This window comes from Pseudomonas sp. J452, from assembly GCF_024666525.1.
Lineage (GTDB): Bacteria > Pseudomonadota > Gammaproteobacteria > Pseudomonadales > Pseudomonadaceae > Aquipseudomonas.
Genome location: NZ_CP088294.1, coordinates 145,676 through 161,619, shown reverse-complemented (window position 1 = coordinate 161,619; position 15,944 = coordinate 145,676). Strand labels below are relative to the sequence as shown.

At 63.0% G+C, this 15,944-nt stretch carries 15 protein-coding genes and 1 pseudogene; 12 read left to right on the top strand and 4 right to left on the bottom strand.

Annotated elements, in window-relative coordinates:
- Positions 1–87 precede the first annotated feature (87 nt).
- Positions 88–888: an inner membrane protein YpjD gene (locus LRS11_RS00710; protein WP_260495094.1), complete on the bottom strand. Its 801-nt coding sequence runs from the start codon at positions 886–888 to the stop codon at positions 88–90.
- Positions 889–1,290: 402 nt separating this feature from the next.
- Here LRS11_RS00710 and ffh point away from each other — a divergent pair, with 402 nt between their 5' ends.
- From ffh to LRS11_RS00680, 6 genes and pseudogenes are all read left to right on the top strand, one after another.
- Positions 1,291–2,667, top strand: coding sequence for a signal recognition particle protein (gene ffh, locus LRS11_RS00705; RefSeq protein ID WP_182831847.1), 1,377 nt, complete (start codon positions 1,291–1,293; stop codon positions 2,665–2,667).
- A 183-nt stretch (positions 2,668–2,850) separates the two neighbouring features.
- Positions 2,851–3,102: a 30S ribosomal protein S16 gene (rpsP, locus tag LRS11_RS00700; protein WP_173209107.1), complete on the top strand. Its 252-nt coding sequence runs from the start codon at positions 2,851–2,853 to the stop codon at positions 3,100–3,102.
- A 5-nt stretch (positions 3,103–3,107) separates the two neighbouring features.
- Positions 3,108–3,641: a ribosome maturation factor RimM gene (rimM, locus tag LRS11_RS00695; RefSeq protein WP_182831846.1), complete on the top strand. Its 534-nt coding sequence runs from the start codon at positions 3,108–3,110 to the stop codon at positions 3,639–3,641.
- Between the two features lie 29 nt (positions 3,642–3,670).
- Positions 3,671–4,413 (top strand): annotated as a pseudogene (trmD, locus tag LRS11_RS00690) (tRNA (guanosine(37)-N1)-methyltransferase TrmD).
- Positions 4,414–4,453: 40 nt separating this feature from the next.
- Positions 4,454–4,804, top strand: a complete 351-nt coding sequence (gene rplS / locus LRS11_RS00685) for a 50S ribosomal protein L19 (protein WP_173209100.1) — start codon at positions 4,454–4,456, stop codon at positions 4,802–4,804.
- Positions 4,805–4,957: 153 nt separating this feature from the next.
- Positions 4,958–5,368 carry an acyl-CoA thioesterase gene (locus LRS11_RS00680; protein WP_260495093.1) on the top strand — a complete coding sequence of 137 codons (411 nt, stop codon included), beginning with the start codon at positions 4,958–4,960 and terminating at the stop codon, positions 5,366–5,368.
- Positions 5,369–5,423: 55 nt separating this feature from the next.
- On the opposite strand, the gene LRS11_RS00675 is transcribed toward LRS11_RS00680, so the two are convergent.
- Positions 5,424–7,223 (bottom strand): sodium:proton antiporter, encoded by a 1,800-nt coding sequence (locus LRS11_RS00675; RefSeq protein ID WP_260495092.1) that lies wholly within the window; start codon positions 7,221–7,223, stop codon positions 5,424–5,426.
- 73 nt (positions 7,224–7,296) lie between these two features.
- On the opposite strand from LRS11_RS00675, the gene xerD reads away from it, so the two are divergent.
- From xerD to LRS11_RS00645, 6 genes are all read left to right on the top strand, one after another.
- Positions 7,297–8,193 carry a site-specific tyrosine recombinase XerD gene (xerD, locus tag LRS11_RS00670; RefSeq protein WP_260495091.1) on the top strand — a complete coding sequence of 299 codons (897 nt, stop codon included), beginning with the start codon at positions 7,297–7,299 and terminating at the stop codon, positions 8,191–8,193.
- A gap of 93 nt (positions 8,194–8,286) precedes the next feature.
- Positions 8,287–9,012 carry a DsbC family protein gene (locus LRS11_RS00665; RefSeq protein ID WP_260495090.1) on the top strand — a complete coding sequence of 242 codons (726 nt, stop codon included), beginning with the start codon at positions 8,287–8,289 and terminating at the stop codon, positions 9,010–9,012.
- A gap of 112 nt (positions 9,013–9,124) precedes the next feature.
- Positions 9,125–10,429: a homoserine dehydrogenase gene (locus LRS11_RS00660; RefSeq protein WP_260495089.1), complete on the top strand. Its 1,305-nt coding sequence runs from the start codon at positions 9,125–9,127 to the stop codon at positions 10,427–10,429.
- Between the two features lie 10 nt (positions 10,430–10,439).
- Positions 10,440–11,849 carry a threonine synthase gene (gene thrC / locus LRS11_RS00655; RefSeq protein WP_260495088.1) on the top strand — a complete coding sequence of 470 codons (1,410 nt, stop codon included), beginning with the start codon at positions 10,440–10,442 and terminating at the stop codon, positions 11,847–11,849.
- A 129-nt stretch (positions 11,850–11,978) separates the two neighbouring features.
- Positions 11,979–12,545 (top strand): DJ-1/PfpI family protein, encoded by a 567-nt coding sequence (locus LRS11_RS00650; protein WP_260495087.1) that lies wholly within the window; start codon positions 11,979–11,981, stop codon positions 12,543–12,545.
- Positions 12,546–12,561: 16 nt separating this feature from the next.
- On the top strand, positions 12,562–12,864 hold the full coding sequence (locus LRS11_RS00645; protein WP_260495086.1) for a ribbon-helix-helix domain-containing protein: 303 nt from the start codon (positions 12,562–12,564) through the stop codon (positions 12,862–12,864).
- Between the two features lie 137 nt (positions 12,865–13,001).
- Here the strand turns inward: LRS11_RS00645 and rhlB are convergent, their stop codons facing one another.
- Together rhlB and LRS11_RS00635 are read right to left on the bottom strand one after the other, a co-directional pair.
- Positions 13,002–14,444: an ATP-dependent RNA helicase RhlB gene (gene rhlB / locus LRS11_RS00640; RefSeq protein ID WP_260495085.1), complete on the bottom strand. Its 1,443-nt coding sequence runs from the start codon at positions 14,442–14,444 to the stop codon at positions 13,002–13,004.
- Between the two features lie 92 nt (positions 14,445–14,536).
- The gene (locus LRS11_RS00635) at positions 14,537–15,697 is read right to left on the bottom strand and encodes a dipeptidase (RefSeq protein ID WP_260495084.1); all 1,161 of its coding nucleotides are present in this window, start codon (positions 15,695–15,697) and stop codon (positions 14,537–14,539) included.
- Positions 15,698–15,944 lie beyond the last annotated feature (247 nt).

The window sequence follows — 15,944 nt, the reverse complement described above, 5'->3', positions numbered from 1 at the left end:
GTTACTGCCACGCAGCAACAGGGTGGCGGCGCCCAGCAGGGCTAATGCACCAAACGACCACATCCAGGGGGCTAGGGTCATGGACGGTCAGATATGCAGGATGAATTCGCGGACCAGCTTGCTGCCGAAATAGGCCAGCATCAGCAGGCAGAAGCCGGCCAGGGTCCAGCGAATGGCCTTGTGGCCGCGCCAGCCAAGCTGGTGGCGGCCCCACAGCAGCACGGCGAAAACCACCCAGGCGAAGCAGGAGAGGATGGTCTTGTGCGCCAGGTGCTGGGCGAACAGGTTGTCGACGAACAGCCAGCCGGACAGCAGTGACAGCGAGAGCAGGCCCCAGCCAGCCCAGAGGAAGCCGAACAGCAGGCTCTCCATGGTCTGCAGCGGCGGGAAGTTCTTGATCAGACCGGACGGATGCTTGTGCTTGAGCTGGTGGTCCTGCAGCAGCAGCAGCAGGGCCTGGAACACCGCCATGGTCAGCAGGCCGTAGGCCAGGATCGACAGCAGGATGTGGGCGAGAATGCCGGGGCCTTCATTGATCGGGGTCAGCGTGCCGGCGGGCAGGAACTGCGCCAGCAGCACGGTCAGACAGCCCACGGGCAGAAGTACCAGCAGCAGGTTTTCCACCGGAATGCGCAGGCAGGCCAGCAGGGTCAGGAGGATCACCGCGTAGGCGATCAGGCTGGCGGCGCTGAAGAAGTCCAGGGTCAGCCCGGCGCTGGCATTTAACTGCAGGAACAGGCTGCTGCCATGGCAGAGCAGGGCGACCAGCACCAGCAGTGCGAGCAGGGGCCGGTTCGGCGTTTCGCGCTTGGCCAGGCACAGGCCTTGATAAACAGTGGCGCCGGCATACAGCGCGGCAGCGGCGAGGCTGGGCAGCAGAGGGTGCATAAGTCCTTGTAACGCAGGGCCCGAAAGGTCGTGAGTTTGGCATATAAGAAGCATTTCACGAAAGACCGCTGGCGGTGTCGGTGAATAGGGTCTGTTGGCGTTTTGTTGCGGCCGCGACGGAGCCGGCTTTTTTGCGGAGCTAGGCGCGAGTTGCGAGGTTTGGTCATTCCAAATGAGCGGCGAGCAACAACGTTCCGCGAAAAAGCCGGCCCGTCCCTGCGGGTTGCGTGGCAAATGGCGCCATGCGTCGTTGCGGAACTTGGCAGGCACCATTGCCTGCGTTCCGCGCCTAGCTTGGCGCCATTTGTCGCAGCAACGCGGTTCGCGACAAAACGCCAACAGACCCTAAGTCACTTGGTTATAATCCGCGACCTGCCGCAAGACCCGCTGAAAGGAAAGCGCATGTTCGAAAACCTTACCGACCGCCTGTCACAGACGCTGCGCCATGTCACTGGCAAGGCCAAGCTGAGCGAAGACAACATCAAGGACACCCTGCGTGAAGTGCGCATGGCCCTGCTCGAGGCCGATGTTGCGCTGCCGGTGGTCAAGGACTTCGTCAACAAGGTCAAGGATCGCGCGGTCGGCACCGAGGTGTCGAAGAGCCTGACGCCGGGCCAGGCATTCGTGAAGATCGTGCGTGCCGAGCTGGAAGAGCTGATGGGCGCGGCCAACGAGGATCTCAGTCTCGCCGTCACCCCGCCCGCCGTGGTGCTGATGGCCGGCCTGCAGGGCGCCGGTAAGACCACCACCGCCGGCAAGCTGGCGCGCTTCCTCAAGGAGCGCAAGAAGAAGACGGTGATGCTGGTCTCGGCCGACGTCTATCGCCCGGCGGCGATCAAGCAGCTGGAAACCCTGGCCAGCGACATCGGTGTGACCTTCTTCCCGTCCGACAGCAGCCAGCAGCCGGTGGCCATTGCCCAGGCGGCGATTGCCGAGGCCAAGCTCAAGTTCATCGACGTGGTCATCGTCGACACCGCCGGCCGTCTGGCCATCGATGCCGAGATGATGGCCGAGATCCAGGCCGTGCATGCGGCGACCAAGCCGGCCGAGACCCTGTTCGTGGTCGACGCGATGACCGGTCAGGATGCCGCCAATACGGCCAAGGCCTTCGGCGATGCTCTGCCGCTGACCGGCGTGGTGCTGACCAAGGTCGACGGTGACGCCCGTGGCGGTGCCGCGCTCTCCGTGCGCCATATCACCGGCAAGCCGATCAAATTCATCGGTATGGGTGAGAAAAGCGACGCGCTCGAGCCCTTCCATCCGGACCGCATCGCCTCGCGTATCCTCGGCATGGGCGACGTGCTCAGTCTGATCGAGCAGGCCGAGCAGACCATCGATCGCGAGAAGGCCGAGAAGCTCACCAAGAAGCTGAAGAAGGGCAAGGGCTTCGACCTCGAAGACTTCCGTGACCAGCTGCAGCAGATGAAGAATATGGGCGGCTTGGGTGGCCTGATGGACAAGCTGCCGTCCATCGGCGGGGTCAATCTGTCGCAGATGAGCGGCGCCCAGGGCGCGGCCGAGAAGCAGTTCAAGCAGATGGACGCGATCATCTGCTCCATGACTCCGGCCGAGCGCCGTGACCCGGACATCATCAGTGGCTCGCGCAAGCGCCGCATCGCCCTCGGCTCCGGTACTCAGGTGCAGGATGTCGGCCGGCTGATCAAGCAGCACAAGCAGATGCAGAAGATGATGAAGAAGTTCACCGCCAAGGGTGGCATGGCCAAGATGATGCGCGGCCTGGGCGGTATGATGCCCGGCGGCGGCATGCCCAAGCTCTGAGCGGCGTGCCCGCGAATGCCGTACAGTGCCGCCCTGCTTGGCTTGCAGGGCGACGCCGACCGGCGGAACCAAAAAGAGATTTGCAAACGGTCGCATAATCCTTAGAATATGCGGCCTTTCGGGCCTAGGCCCTCAAAGTGTGCCTTTTGTTTTGCAAGCACCGACTACAGGAACGATGTTCACATGGTAACCATCCGTCTTGCCCGTGGCGGCTCCAAGAAGCGCCCCTTCTACCACCTGACCGTGACCAACAGCCGCAATGCGCGCGATGGTCGTTTCGTTGAGCGCGTGGGTTTCTTCAACCCGATCGCCAATGGTGGTGAAGTGAAGCTTTCTGTTAACCAGGAGCGCGTCACTTACTGGCTGAGCCAAGGCGCCCAGCCGTCTGAGCGTGTTGCTCAGCTGCTCAAGGACGCTGCCAAGGCCGCTGCCTGAGTACTATGACCACGACGCCGACCGCTGAGGACCTGATCGTCCTCGGCAAGATCACTTCGGTGCACGGCGTGCGTGGCGAGGTGAAGATTTATTCCTTCACCGATCCGATCGACAACCTGCTCGATTACCCGCATTGGACGCTCAAGCGCGATGCAGAGGTCAAGCAGGTCGAGATGCTCAGTGGACGCTTGCAAGGCAAGGTCCTGGTGGCAAAGCTCAAGGGCCTCGATGACCGCGAAGTGGCACGTACCTTCGCGGGTTTCGACATTTGTGTGCCCCGTGCGTTGCTGCCGGATCTGGCTGAAGACGAGTTCTACTGGTACCAGCTCGAAGGTCTCAAGGTTATCGATCAGCTCGGGCAACTGCTCGGCAAGATCGATCATCTGCTGGAGACCGGTGCCAACGATGTGATGGTGGTCAAGCCCTGCGCTGACAGCCTGGATGACCGCGAACGCCTGCTGCCGTATACCGCGCAGTGTGTGCTCAAGGTCGATCTGGCCGCTGGCGAGATGCAGGTCGACTGGGATGCTGATTTCTGAGCTGACAGGCTCTTGTGCGAGCGAGTGCCATGCGCGTTGAAGTCATCAGCATCTTCCCGGAGATGTTTGCCGCCATCAGTCAGTACGGCATTACCAGTCGTGCGGTGAAGCAGGGGCTGTTGCAGTTGAACTGCCACTACCTGCGCGATTTCACCGATGACCGGCACCAGACCGTGGATGATCGCCCCTTCGGTGGCGGCCCCGGCATGGTGATGAAGATCAAGCCTCTGGAAGGCGCCCTGGCTGCGGCCAAGGCATCTGCCGGAGAGCAGGCGAAGGTGATCTACCTGTCGCCGCAAGGCCGCCAGCTTAATCAGCCGGCAGTGCGTGAGCTGGCTGGCGAGGAGGCATTGATCCTCATCGCTGGTCGCTACGAAGGTATCGACGAGCGTTTCATCGAAGAGCATGTCGATGAAGAGTGGTCGATCGGTGACTACGTTCTCTCCGGCGGTGAACTGCCGGCGATGGTTCTGATCGATGCAGTAACACGCTTGTTGCCCGGTGCATTGGGCCATGCAGATTCGGCTGAGGAGGATTCGTTTAGCGACGGCCTGCTCGACTGTCCGCACTACACCCGCCCGGAGGTGTATGCGGGTAAATGTGTTCCCGACGTGTTGCTTAGTGGCAACCACGAACACATCCGGCGCTGGCGTTTACAGCAGTCCCTTGGTCGGACCTGGGAACGCCGCGCTGATCTTCTGGATAGCCGCTCGCTTTCTGGAGAAGAAAAAAGCTGCTGGAGGAATACATCCGCCAGCGGAACGATAGTTAACGTATCGATGACAAACCGTGGTTTGTCTTAGGAGCACAGCATGACCAACAAAATCATTCAGCAGATCGAAGCTGAGCAGATGACCAAAGAGATCCCGACCTTTGCCCCGGGCGACACCGTTGTCGTTCAGGTAAAAGTGAAGGAAGGCGACCGTTCCCGTCTGCAGGCTTTCGAAGGCGTGGTTATCGCCAAGCGCAACCGTGGTCTGAACAGTGCTTTCACTGTGCGCAAGATCTCCAACGGCGTAGGCGTTGAGCGTACCTTCCAGACCTACAGCCCGCTGGTCGACAGCCTGGCCGTCAAGCGTCGCGGTGACGTGCGCAAAGCCAAGCTGTACTACCTCCGCGACCTGTCCGGCAAGGCAGCACGCATCAAGGAAAAACTGTCCTGATCGGACGGTTTCCTTGCAGGAAAAAAGCAGCCCTAGGGCTGCTTTTTTCGTTTCTGGGGCCTGCCGTCGATATCTGTCCAGCGGGCAGCGTGACAAGAAGTACAACACCGCGCAGCACAGAGGCAGCCACATCTTTCAGAGAGCAGTAGTGGCATGACCCCGAGAGAGCAAGAGATCCTGCGGCGGACCGATTTGTCGGAAAGCCGCGTGACCAAGGCGGTGTTTCCGCCGACCACCAACCACCACAACACCTTGTTCGGTGGTATTGCCCTGGCCTGGATGGACGAGGTCTCCTTCATCGCCGCGACGCGCTTCTGCCGCCTGCCCCTGGTGACGGTGTCGAGTGATCGCATCGACTTCAAGCATGCGATACCGGCCGGCTCCATCGTCGAGCTGGTCGGCCGGGTGATCAAGGTCGGCACTACCAGCCTCAAGGTCGAGGTGAACATCTATGTCGAGAGCATGTATCACGATGGTCGCGAGAAGGCGGTCAGTGGTGTGTTCAGCTTTGTCGCCGTGGGCGAGGGCAACAAGCCGATCCCGGTGTTGCCGGGTTTCGCCTAGGCCACGTCGAGTAGAGCGTTCAGCCCTGGGCTGAGGCGCCTGCTGGGCGCCTTGCTCATTCCTGGGGTTCGATCAGGGCCAGCACTGTCCAGTCGGCTGCGGGTATGAAGGCCAGTGGCTCGCTGGCGACATGCACCCAGCCGCGCGGGTCGAAGGCCAGCAGAAGGGTGGCGCGATTGCCATGCAGTGCCCGGTAGTCGTCCCAGCCAAAAGCAACCGTCAGTGTCGTGCTGCGTACCTCTGCACCGCGTGCCAGCAAGCCTGCCAGCTGTCCGTAGCTCTGCGCAGGATTGCCGAATGCTTGGCCGCGGTGCTCGTGGCTGGCCTGGTGCTTCTCGCTGAGGCGCTGCTCGCGAGGGTTGGGCAGGCTGTACAGGCTGTGCTTGCCAAAGTCAGGGCGAAAGCGCGTGCAGGCCAGGTTGTTCTGCTCGCTGGATGGCGAGAGCGCCAGCAACTGGCCGATGCCGATCAGGTCGAGGTGGCTGTCGGCATGCTGTGATGCCGGATTACCGAAGTAGTTCGGCAGGTTGTCCATGCGCGCGGCGCTGATGTTTTCCCAGTTCGAATCGGTCAGCAGGATACGGCTGCCACGTTGCTGTAGTGCTCTGCCGATGGCGCGTGCGACCGGGTTGGCGCCGATGATCAGAAAACCGCGTGCCGCCGGCTCGGCGACCTTGAGCAGGCGTGCCAGTGGTCTGGCAGTGGCGCTCTGCAGAACCACGGTGCCGATGATTACCAGGAAAGTCAGCGGTACCAGCAGTTGCGCCTGGGCGAAGCCATGCTGTTGCATGCGTTGGGCGAAGATTGCCGAGACCGCCGCTGCGACTATGCCGCGCGGGGCTATCCACGCCAGCAGGGCGCGCTCGCGCCAGTCCAGATTGGAGCCGAAGGTGCTCAGGGCGACGTTCAGCGGGCGGGCGATGAACTGGATCACTGCCAGCAGCGCCAGGGTGGCCGGGCCTAGAGCCAGCAGCGCATGCAGGTCGAGGCGGGCGGCGAGGAGGATGAACAGGCCGGAGATCAGCAGTACGCTGAGGTTCTCCTTGAAGTGCAGGATGTGCTGCACATCCACGCCGCGCATATTGGCCAGCCACATGCCCATCAGGGTTACCGCCAGCAGGCCGGACTCGTGCACCAGCAGGTTGGCGGCGATGAAGATGCCCAGTACGGCGGCCAGCGCGCCGAGGTTTTCTAGGTACTCCGGCAGCCAGTGATGACGCAGGGCCAGGCCGAACAGCCAGCCGCCTGCGGCGCCGAACAGTGAGCCGCAGGCGATCACCACGGCAAAGGTGCCCAGGCTCTCGCTCCAGGGCGCGCCGCCGCTATGGCTGGCGATGAAGCTGTAGACCACCACGGCCAGCAGGGCGCCGATCGGGTCGATGACGATGCCTTCCCAGCGCAGGATATTGGCCACCGACGCACGCGGCCTGACCACGCGTAGCATCGGCATGATCACGGTGGGGCCGGTGACTAGGGTCAGGGTGCCGAACAGGATGGCCAGGTCCCAGGGAAAATCCAGCAGGTAGTGGGTGGCGATGGCAATCACCGCCCAGGTGGCCAGCGCACCGAGGGTGACCAGGCGCTTGACCACGCCACCGATCTCCCGCCACTCGTCGAGTCGCAGGGTCAGGCTGCCTTCGAACAGAATCAGCGCCACGGACAGCGATACCAGTGGGAACAGTAGAGGGCCGAACAGCTGCTCGGGGGCGAGCCAGCCGAGGATCGGGCCGGCGAGGATGCCGCTGATCAGCAGAAACAGAATCGCCGGCAAGCGCAGGCGCCAGGCCAGCCATTGACTGGCCAGGGCTGCGGCACCTATGCCGCCTAGTCCAAGCAGGATCTGCGTTTCGCTCATGGCGACTCCTTGTCTCTGGTGATTCGATGCCGGGCTGTGGAAGACTAGCCTGCCATCGCCCGCGAAACACCCCATGCCGATTCTCGACCACCCCCTGCTCGACCGCTTTCTCGATGCCTTGTGGCTGGAGAAAGGCCTGTCGGTGCATACCCGTGATGCCTACCGCAGTGATCTCGGCCTGTTCCATGCCTGGCTGCAGGAGCGTGGCCTGGCGTTGCCCGGGGCCGGACGCGAGATCATCCTCGATCATCTGGCCTGGCGCCTGGCCGAGGGCTACAAGGCTCGCTCCACTGCGCGTTTTCTTTCCGGCGTGCGCGGCTTCTACCGCTACCTGCTGCGCGAGGGCCTGATCAGCGAGGACCCGACCTTGCAGATCGATCTGCCACAGCTCGGCCGGCCGCTGCCCAAGTCGTTGTCCGAGGCGGATGTCGAGGCGCTACTGGCGGCGCCGGAGCTGGATGATCCGATCGGTCTGCGGGATCGCGCCATGCTCGAAGTCCTGTATGCCTGCGGCCTGCGGGTGACTGAACTGATCTCGCTGACCTTGGAACAGGTCAATCTGCGCCAGGGTGTGCTGCGCGTCTTCGGCAAGGGCAGCAAGGAGCGTCTGGTGCCCATGGGCGAAGAGGCTATCGCCTGGATCGAGCGCTATGTGCGCGAGGCGCGGCCCTTTCTGCTGGATGGCAAGCCCAGCGATGTGCTGTTTCCCAGCCTGCGTGGCGAGCAGATGACCCGGCAGACTTTCTGGCACCGGATCAAGCACCAGGCGCGGGTGGCCGGAATCGCCAAGTCGCTGTCACCGCATACCTTGCGCCATGCCTTCGCCACTCACCTGCTCAACCATGGTGCCGATCTGCGCGTGGTGCAGATGCTGCTAGGCCATAGCGACCTGTCGACCACGCAGATCTACACCCATATCGCCAAGGCGCGGCTGCAGGAGCTGCACGCGCGGCATCATCCGCGCGGCTGACTCTTCATCGCCTCGCTGCGTCCGCCCAGCGTCTGTGATCGGCGCTGCAGGGCTTCTGTGGTAGGCTGGCCGCACTGTTGACAGGAGTAACCCATGCCCGTTTTCCGCCTTATTGCCGGCACCGCGCTCGGCCTTGTTGCTGCCATTGCCCAAGCCGCTGATCCTGATCAGGCCATCCGTGCCACGCTCAGCAAACTGCAACCGGATCTGCCGATTGAGGCGATTGCCGAGAGCCCGATGACCGGCCTGTTCCAGGTACAGCTAAAGGGCGGTCGCCTGCTGTATGCCAGTGGTGATGGCCAGTTCCTCCTGCAGGGCAATCTCTATCAGTTCAAGGATGGCAATGCGGTCAACCTGACCGAGAAAGCAGAAAGCAAAGGCATCGCCAAGCTGATCAACGAAGTGCCGTTGAGCGAAATGGTGGTGTTCGCCCCGAAGCAGCCGAAGACCCATATCACCGTGTTTACCGATACCGACTGCGGCTACTGCCAGAAGCTGCATAGCGAAGTGCCGGAGCTGAATCGCCTGGGTGTCGAGGTGCGTTATCTCGCCTTCCCGCGCCAGGGTGAGGGTTCCCATGGCTACAACGGCCTGGCCAGTGTCTGGTGCGCCGAGGATCGCCAGGATGCGATGAACAAGGCCAAGGCCCGCCAGGAGTTGCCGCCAGGCAAGTGCGAGAATCCGGTCATGAAGCAGTACGCGCTGGGTCAGTCCATCGGTGTGAATGGCACGCCGGCCATTGTTTTGGCCAACGGCCAGCTGATCCCGGGCTATCAGCCGGCACCGCAGCTGGCGAAAATTGCCCTGGAGGCCAAGTAATCCGGGGTCGCTGGCAGATTGACTAATAGGGAGCCGCTTCGTAATGTGCGGCTCTTTTATGCGGCCGGGGCTTGCTCCGGCCGTTTTACGCAGTGCAGATGGGGAAATCAGAGTGAAACCGGTCAAAGTAGGCATCTGTGGGCTGGGTACCGTCGGTGGCGGCACCTTCAATGTGCTTAAACGCAACGCCGAGGAGATTGCCCGCCGTGCCGGGCGCGGAATCGAAGTCGCGCAGATTGCTGCACGTCGCCCCAACCCGAAATGCGAGACCGGCAGCACCCCCATCACTGCCGATATTTTCGACGTGGCGAACAACCCGGAAATCGACGTGGTCATCGAGCTGATCGGTGGCTACACCCTGGCCCATGAGCTGGTGCTCAAGGCCATCGAGAACGGCAAGCATGTGGTTACCGCGAACAAGGCGCTGATCGCCGTGCACGGCAATGAAATCTTCGCCAAGGCCCGTGAGAAGGGCGTCATTGTCGCCTTCGAAGCGGCCGTGGCCGGCGGCATCCCGGTGATCAAGGCGATCCGCGAGGGCCTGGCCGGCAACCGCATCAACTGGCTGGCCGGCATCATCAACGGCACCGGCAACTTCATCCTTACCGAGATGCGCGAGAAAGGCCGCGCCTTCTCCGACGTACTGAAGGAAGCCCAGGCCCTCGGCTATGCCGAAGCCGACCCGACCTTCGACGTCGAAGGCATCGACGCCGCGCACAAGCTGACCATCCTCGCCTCCATCGCCTTCGGCATCCCGCTGCAGTTCGACAAGGCCTACACCGAAGGCATCAGCCAGCTGACCAGCGCCGACGTGAACTACGCCGAAGCCCTCGGCTACCGCATCAAGCACCTCGGCGTGGCCCGCCGCACCGAGGCCGGCTTCGAGCTGCGCGTGCACCCCACGCTGATCCCCGCCGACCGCCTGATCGCCAACGTCAACGGTGTGATGAACGCGGTGATGGTCAATGGCGATGCCGCCGGTTCGACCCTGTTCTATGGCGCCGGCGCCGGCATGGAGCCGACCGCCTCTTCCGTGGTCGCCGACCTGGTCGACGTGGTACGCGCCCTGACCACCGACCCGGAAAACCGTGTGCCGCACCTGGCGTTCCAGCCGGACTCGCTGTCCGACCATCCGATCCTGCCGATCGAGGAGTGCGAGAGCGCCTACTACCTGCGCATCCAGGCCAAGGATCATCCGGGCGTGCTGGCTCAGGTGGCGAGCATCCTGTCCGAGCGTGGCATCAACATCGAATCGATCATGCAGAAAGAAGCCGAAGAGCACGACGGCCTGGTACCGATGATTCTGGTCACCCACCGGGTGCTCGAGTCGCGCGTCAACGACGCCATCGCCGCGCTGGAAGCGCTGAGCGACGTGGTCGGCAGCGTGGTGCGTATCCGCGTCGAACAACTGGGCTGAGGGAAAGAACATGCGTTATATCAGTACCCGCGGCCAGGCCCCGGTTCTCAACTTTGAAGACGTGTTGCTGGCTGGCCTGGCCAGTGACGGTGGCCTCTACGTCCCGGAAAACCTGCCGCGCTTCACCCAGGAAGAAATCGCCTCCTGGGCCGGTCTGCCGTACCACGAGCTGGCCTTCCGCGTGATGCGCCCGTTCGTCACCGGCAGCATCCCGGATGCCGACTTCAAGAAGATCCTCGAAGAAACCTACGGTGTGTTCGCCCACAACGCCGTGGCGCCGCTGCGCCAGCTGAACGGCAACGAGTGGGTGCTGGAGCTGTTCCACGGCCCGACCCTGGCGTTCAAGGACTTCGCCCTGCAGTTGCTCGGTCGTCTGCTCGACTACGTGCTGGCCAAGCGCAACGAGCGCGTGGTGATCATGGGCGCCACTTCCGGTGACACCGGCTCGGCGGCCATCGAAGGCTGCAAGGCCTGCGACAACGTCGACATCTTCATCATGCACCCGCACAACCGCGTGTCCGAGGTGCAGCGCCGGCAGATGACCACCATCTTCGGCGACAACATCCACAACATCGCCATCGAAGGCAACTTCGACGACTGCCAGGAGATGGTCAAGGCCAGCTTCGCCGACCAGGGTTTCCTCAAGGGCACCCGTCTGGTCGCGGTCAACTCGATCAACTGGGCGCGGATCATGGCCCAGATCGTCTACTACTTCCACGCGGCCCTGCAGCTCGGCGGCCCGGCGCGTTCCATTGCCTTCTCGGTGCCGACCGGCAACTTCGGCGATATCTTCGCCGGCTACCTGGCGCGCAACATGGGCCTGCCGATCAGCCAGCTGATCGTCGCGACCAACCGCAACGACATCCTGCACCGCTTCATGAGCGGCAATCAGTATGTGAAGGGCGACCTGCACCCGACCCTGTCGCCATCCATGGACATCATGGTTTCGTCGAACTTCGAGCGCCTGCTGTTCGACCTGCACGGTCGCAACGGCGCGGCTATCGCCGGGCTGATGGATACCTTCAAACAGGGTGGCGGTTTCAGCGTCGAAGAAGACCGCTGGACCGAAGCGCGCAAGCTGTTCGACTCGCTGGCGGTGAATGACGAAGAGACCTGCGAGACCATCGCTCAGGTGTATGCCGAGTGTGGCGAGCTGCTCGACCCGCACACCGCCATCGGCGTACGTGCCGCGCGCGAATGCCGCCGCAGCCTGGCCATTCCCATGGTCACCCTGGGCACCGCGCACCCGGTCAAGTTCCCGGAAGCGGTGGAGAAGGCCGGCGTCGGCCAGGCTCCAGCCCTGCCGCCGCATCTGGCTGACCTGTTCCAGCGCGACGAGCGTTGCACCGTGCTGGCCAACGACCTGAAGACCGTGCAGCAGTTCGTTGCTGCTCACGGCAATCGCGGCAAGCCGCTGTAAGGTCAGCGCTGCAAAGAGAACCCCGCCGCGTGCGGGGTTTTTTCTGTCTGTAGTAGCCCGTTGTTACCCGCTAGCGGTGGCTCTGGACCAGACTGCAAGGGTCAACTCAACCGGAGCGGAGGCCCTGCCATGACTGCCAAGAACATCCTTATGCTGGTCGGCGATTACGTCGAAGACTACGAAACCATGGTGCCGTTCCAGGCCCTGCAGATGGTTGGCCATAGCGTGCATGCGGTGTGCCCTGGCAAGCAGGCCGGCGACAGCGTGCGCACCGCCATCCATGACTTCGAAGGCGACCAGACCTACAGCGAGAAGCCAGGGCACAACTTTGCCCTCAACTTCAGCTTCGACCAGGTACGTGCCGAGGCTTACCATGCTCTGGTGATTCCCGGTGGCCGTGCGCCCGAGTACCTGCGCCTGAATCCGCAGGTGATCGCCCTGGTGCAGGCCTTCAATGCCGCCAACAAGCCGATTGCCGCCGTTTGTCACGGCGCCCAGCTGCTGGCCGCCGCTGGTGTGCTCAAGGGCCGTGGCTGCAGCGCTTACCCGGCGTGCGCACCGGAAGTGCGTCTGGCTGGCGGCGAGTATGTGGAAGTGCCGATGGACGGCGTACATGTCGACGGCAACCTGGTCACCGCGCCCGCCTGGCCGGCCCATCCGGCCTGGTTGGCGGCGTTTCTGAAGGTTCTTGGCTGATAAGAGGGAAGGCGCGATGTGCGAACTCTATGTAAAAGCTGATCCGATCCTTTATGAGTCGCGCTCGCGCTCCCTGCGCATTCGCGGGGTGGTGACCACCCTGCGTCTGGAGAATCAGTTCTGGGACATCCTGCGCGAGATCGCCGAGGTCGACGGCATGACCACCAATCAGTTGATCAGCAAGCTGTATGACGAGGTCATGGACTACCGCGGCGAAGTGGTCAATTTCGCCTCGTTCCTGCGCGTCAGCTGCACGAGGTTCTTGAGCCAGGCGCCACAGCGCTCGGCGGAAGTGCTTAGCCTGGTAGCCAAGGCCTGATAGGTAGGAGCCAGCTTGCTGGCGATCAACCAGACAGCGCTGAATGCCCGATCGCCAGCAAGCTGGCTCCTACAGGAAATCAGCAAGCCCTGATGGAGCAAGGCCGGCATTTAGCCGGCCTTGTTGTGATTGCAGGATCAGTGCTTGCGTGGCACCGGCTTGAGCAGCTCGTCCGGCGGCATCTCGCAGTTGATCTTGCGTCCGATCAGCGCCTCGATCGGCGGCAGGGCGTAGGCGTCGTCCTCGCCGGCGAAGCTGATCGATTTGCCACTGGTGCCGGCGCGGCCCGTGCGGCCGATGCGGTGCACGTAGTCGTCGGGGGTTTCCGGCAGGGTGAAGTTGATCACGTGGCTGATGCCTTCGACGTGGATGCCGCGGCCGGCCACATCGGTGGCGACCAGGACGCGGATCTTGCCCTCGCGGAAGCCTTCGAGCACCTTGATCCGCTTGACCTGCGGCACGTCGCCGGACATCTGCGCGGCACTGATGCCGTCGCGAGTGAGTTTTTCCTCGATGCGACGGACTTCGTCCTTGCGGTTGGCGAAGACCATCACGCGGGTCCAGTCGTTCTGCGCGATCAGGTTGTACAGCAGCTTGTACTTGTCGCTGCCGGCCACCGCGTAGACGTGCTGCTCGACGGTGTCGCTGGCGACCTGCTCCGGCTCGATCTCGACGATGGCCGGGTCGACCGTCCACTGGCGGGCCAGGTTCATCACGTCTTCGGTGAAGGTGGCGGAGAACAGCAGGGTCTGGCGTTCGCCCTTCATCGGGGTCTGGCGGATGATCTGGCGTACCTGCGGAATGAAGCCCATGTCGAGCATGCGGTCGGCTTCGTCGAGGACCATTACCTCGACCATGTCCAGGTGCACTTCGCCGCGCTGGTTGAAGTCCAGCAGGCGACCTGGGGTGGCCACGAGGATGTCGCAGAAGCGCGATTCCAGCTGCTTGAGCTGCTTGTCGAAGTCCATGCCACCAACGAACTGCATGACGTTGAGACCGGTGTACTTGGTCAGGTCGGCGGCGTCCTTGGCGATCTGCACCACCAGCTCGCGGGTCGGCGCAATGATCAGCGCGCGCGGCTCACCCATGTAGCGGTCTTTCGGCGGTGGCGTCTGCAGCAGCTGGGTGATGGTCGAGACGAGGAACGCGGCGGTCTTGCCGGTACCGGTCTGGGCGCGGCCGATGGCGTCTTTACCCTTGAGGGTATGGCCGAGGACCTGGGCCTGGATCGGTGTGCAATAGGGGAAACCGAGGTCGTGGATCGCGTGCATCAGCTCGGGGGCGAGGCGGAAGTCGTGGAAGCGGGTTTTGCCTTCCTGCGGCTCGACCGCGAAGTCTTCCAGCTTCCAGGTGTCCACCGGCTTGGCCGGGCGCTCGCGGCGCGGCTTGTCGTTACGCGTTTTCTTCGGCGCTGGTGCGCTGGCTGCAGATTCACTGCCGGCGTCTGCCTGTTGTTTGGGCTGCTGCTGGCGACTTTCGCCAGGGGCGGCGACGGATGGGGCGGATGAGCTGGGAGAGGTGCTGCGCACGGGCTGCTCGGCTTCGCCCTTGCTGAAAATTTTCTTGAGTGCTTTGAGCACGGCCATCTCGTATTGGTTAAGGAATGAACGGCCGCCAGTGTAATGCAAGAAGTCCCCGTGGCGAAGTGCCGCGGGGAGCTTGGTGCGCCGGGTTATTCCGGCAGCGTGCTGAGCAGCAGGCGCTGCACATTGCCGCCCATGATCTTGGCGATGTCGGCCTGGCTGAAACCGGCGCGTTGCAGGCCTTCGGTGATCTGCGCCAGGCCGGTGGTATCGAACGGCGTGTGCACCGTGCCGTTGAAGTCGGAGCCCAGGGCCACATGCTCGACGCCGATCTTGTCCGCGCTGTAGCGGATGGCGCGGACGATGGCGCCGACCGAGGTTTCACAGACAGCGGCATCCCAGTAGCCGATACCTATCAGCCCGCCAGTGGCGGCGATGCGTTGCAGGTGTTCGTCGCTCAGGTTGCGCGGGCCGGGGCAGGTGCCGGCAACGCCGGTGTGGGACACCAGCACGGGACGGGTGGCGATCTTCAGTACGTCGTCTATCAGTGCCTTGGACGCGTGGGCCAGATCGACCAGCATGCGTTTTTCTTCCAGGCGGGCGATGACCTGCCGGCCAAGCGGGGTCAGGCCGCCTTTCTCCAGGCCGTGGGCCGAGCCGCCGACTTCGTTGTCGAAGAAGTGGGTCAGCCCGGCGATGCGAAAGCCGACGTCATACAGACGGTCGATATTTTCCAGCTTGCCTTCGATGGGCTGCAGACCCTCGGTGGCGAGGATCGCGGCCAGGTGTTGCGGGTCCTGCTGCCAGGTCTTGAGGAAGGCCTGCAGATCGCCACGGCTGCGGATCAATACCAGGCGCCCCTGACTGTCGGTAGCTGCCTGTTGCAGTTTCTGTCCCTGGTACAGCGCCCGTTCCAGCAGGCTGTTCCAGGTCGCCCGCGGCCAGCGCTGGGCCATGGCCAGCACGGTGATGTTGTCGCTGTCGCTACCGTTGCTCTGGTAGTTGAGGCCGCGCGGGGTCTTGGTCACGGTGGAGAACACCTGCAGGCCAACACGTCCTTCGAGCAGGCGCGGCAAGTCGGAGTGACCATAAGTGTGGCGTTCGAGCAGATCGCGCTGCCAGAGCAGGGCGTCATCGTGCAGGTCGGCGACGAACAGGGTCTGGTGCAGTTTGTTGGCCGACTCGCTGGCCGGGTAGGGCGCCGGTGTGGCGACGCTGTTCATCTTGCGGTCGAGCAGGCTGGGGAGGCCGAAGAACACGCCAGCACCAATCACGGCGACAGCGAGTAGGGCGAGGGGGAGCTTGCGCATAGTAGAGAGCCATCCGGGCGTTATTGTTATGCGCCGAACTCTAACAGAGCTTGTCGGGGCTGTTGCCGCATTGCGGGCGTGAATGGTTTCGAGCCTATGCCTGTGATCATTTGGGGGCGGTCCTGGTGGATAAGCAGAGCGTTATCCACCCCGGCCTGATCCTGTAGCTTGTAGGAGCCAGCTTGCTGGCGATGCTTTTGCGCTGCCAAGATCGCCAGCAAGCTGGCTCCTACAAAAGCTTGTGCTG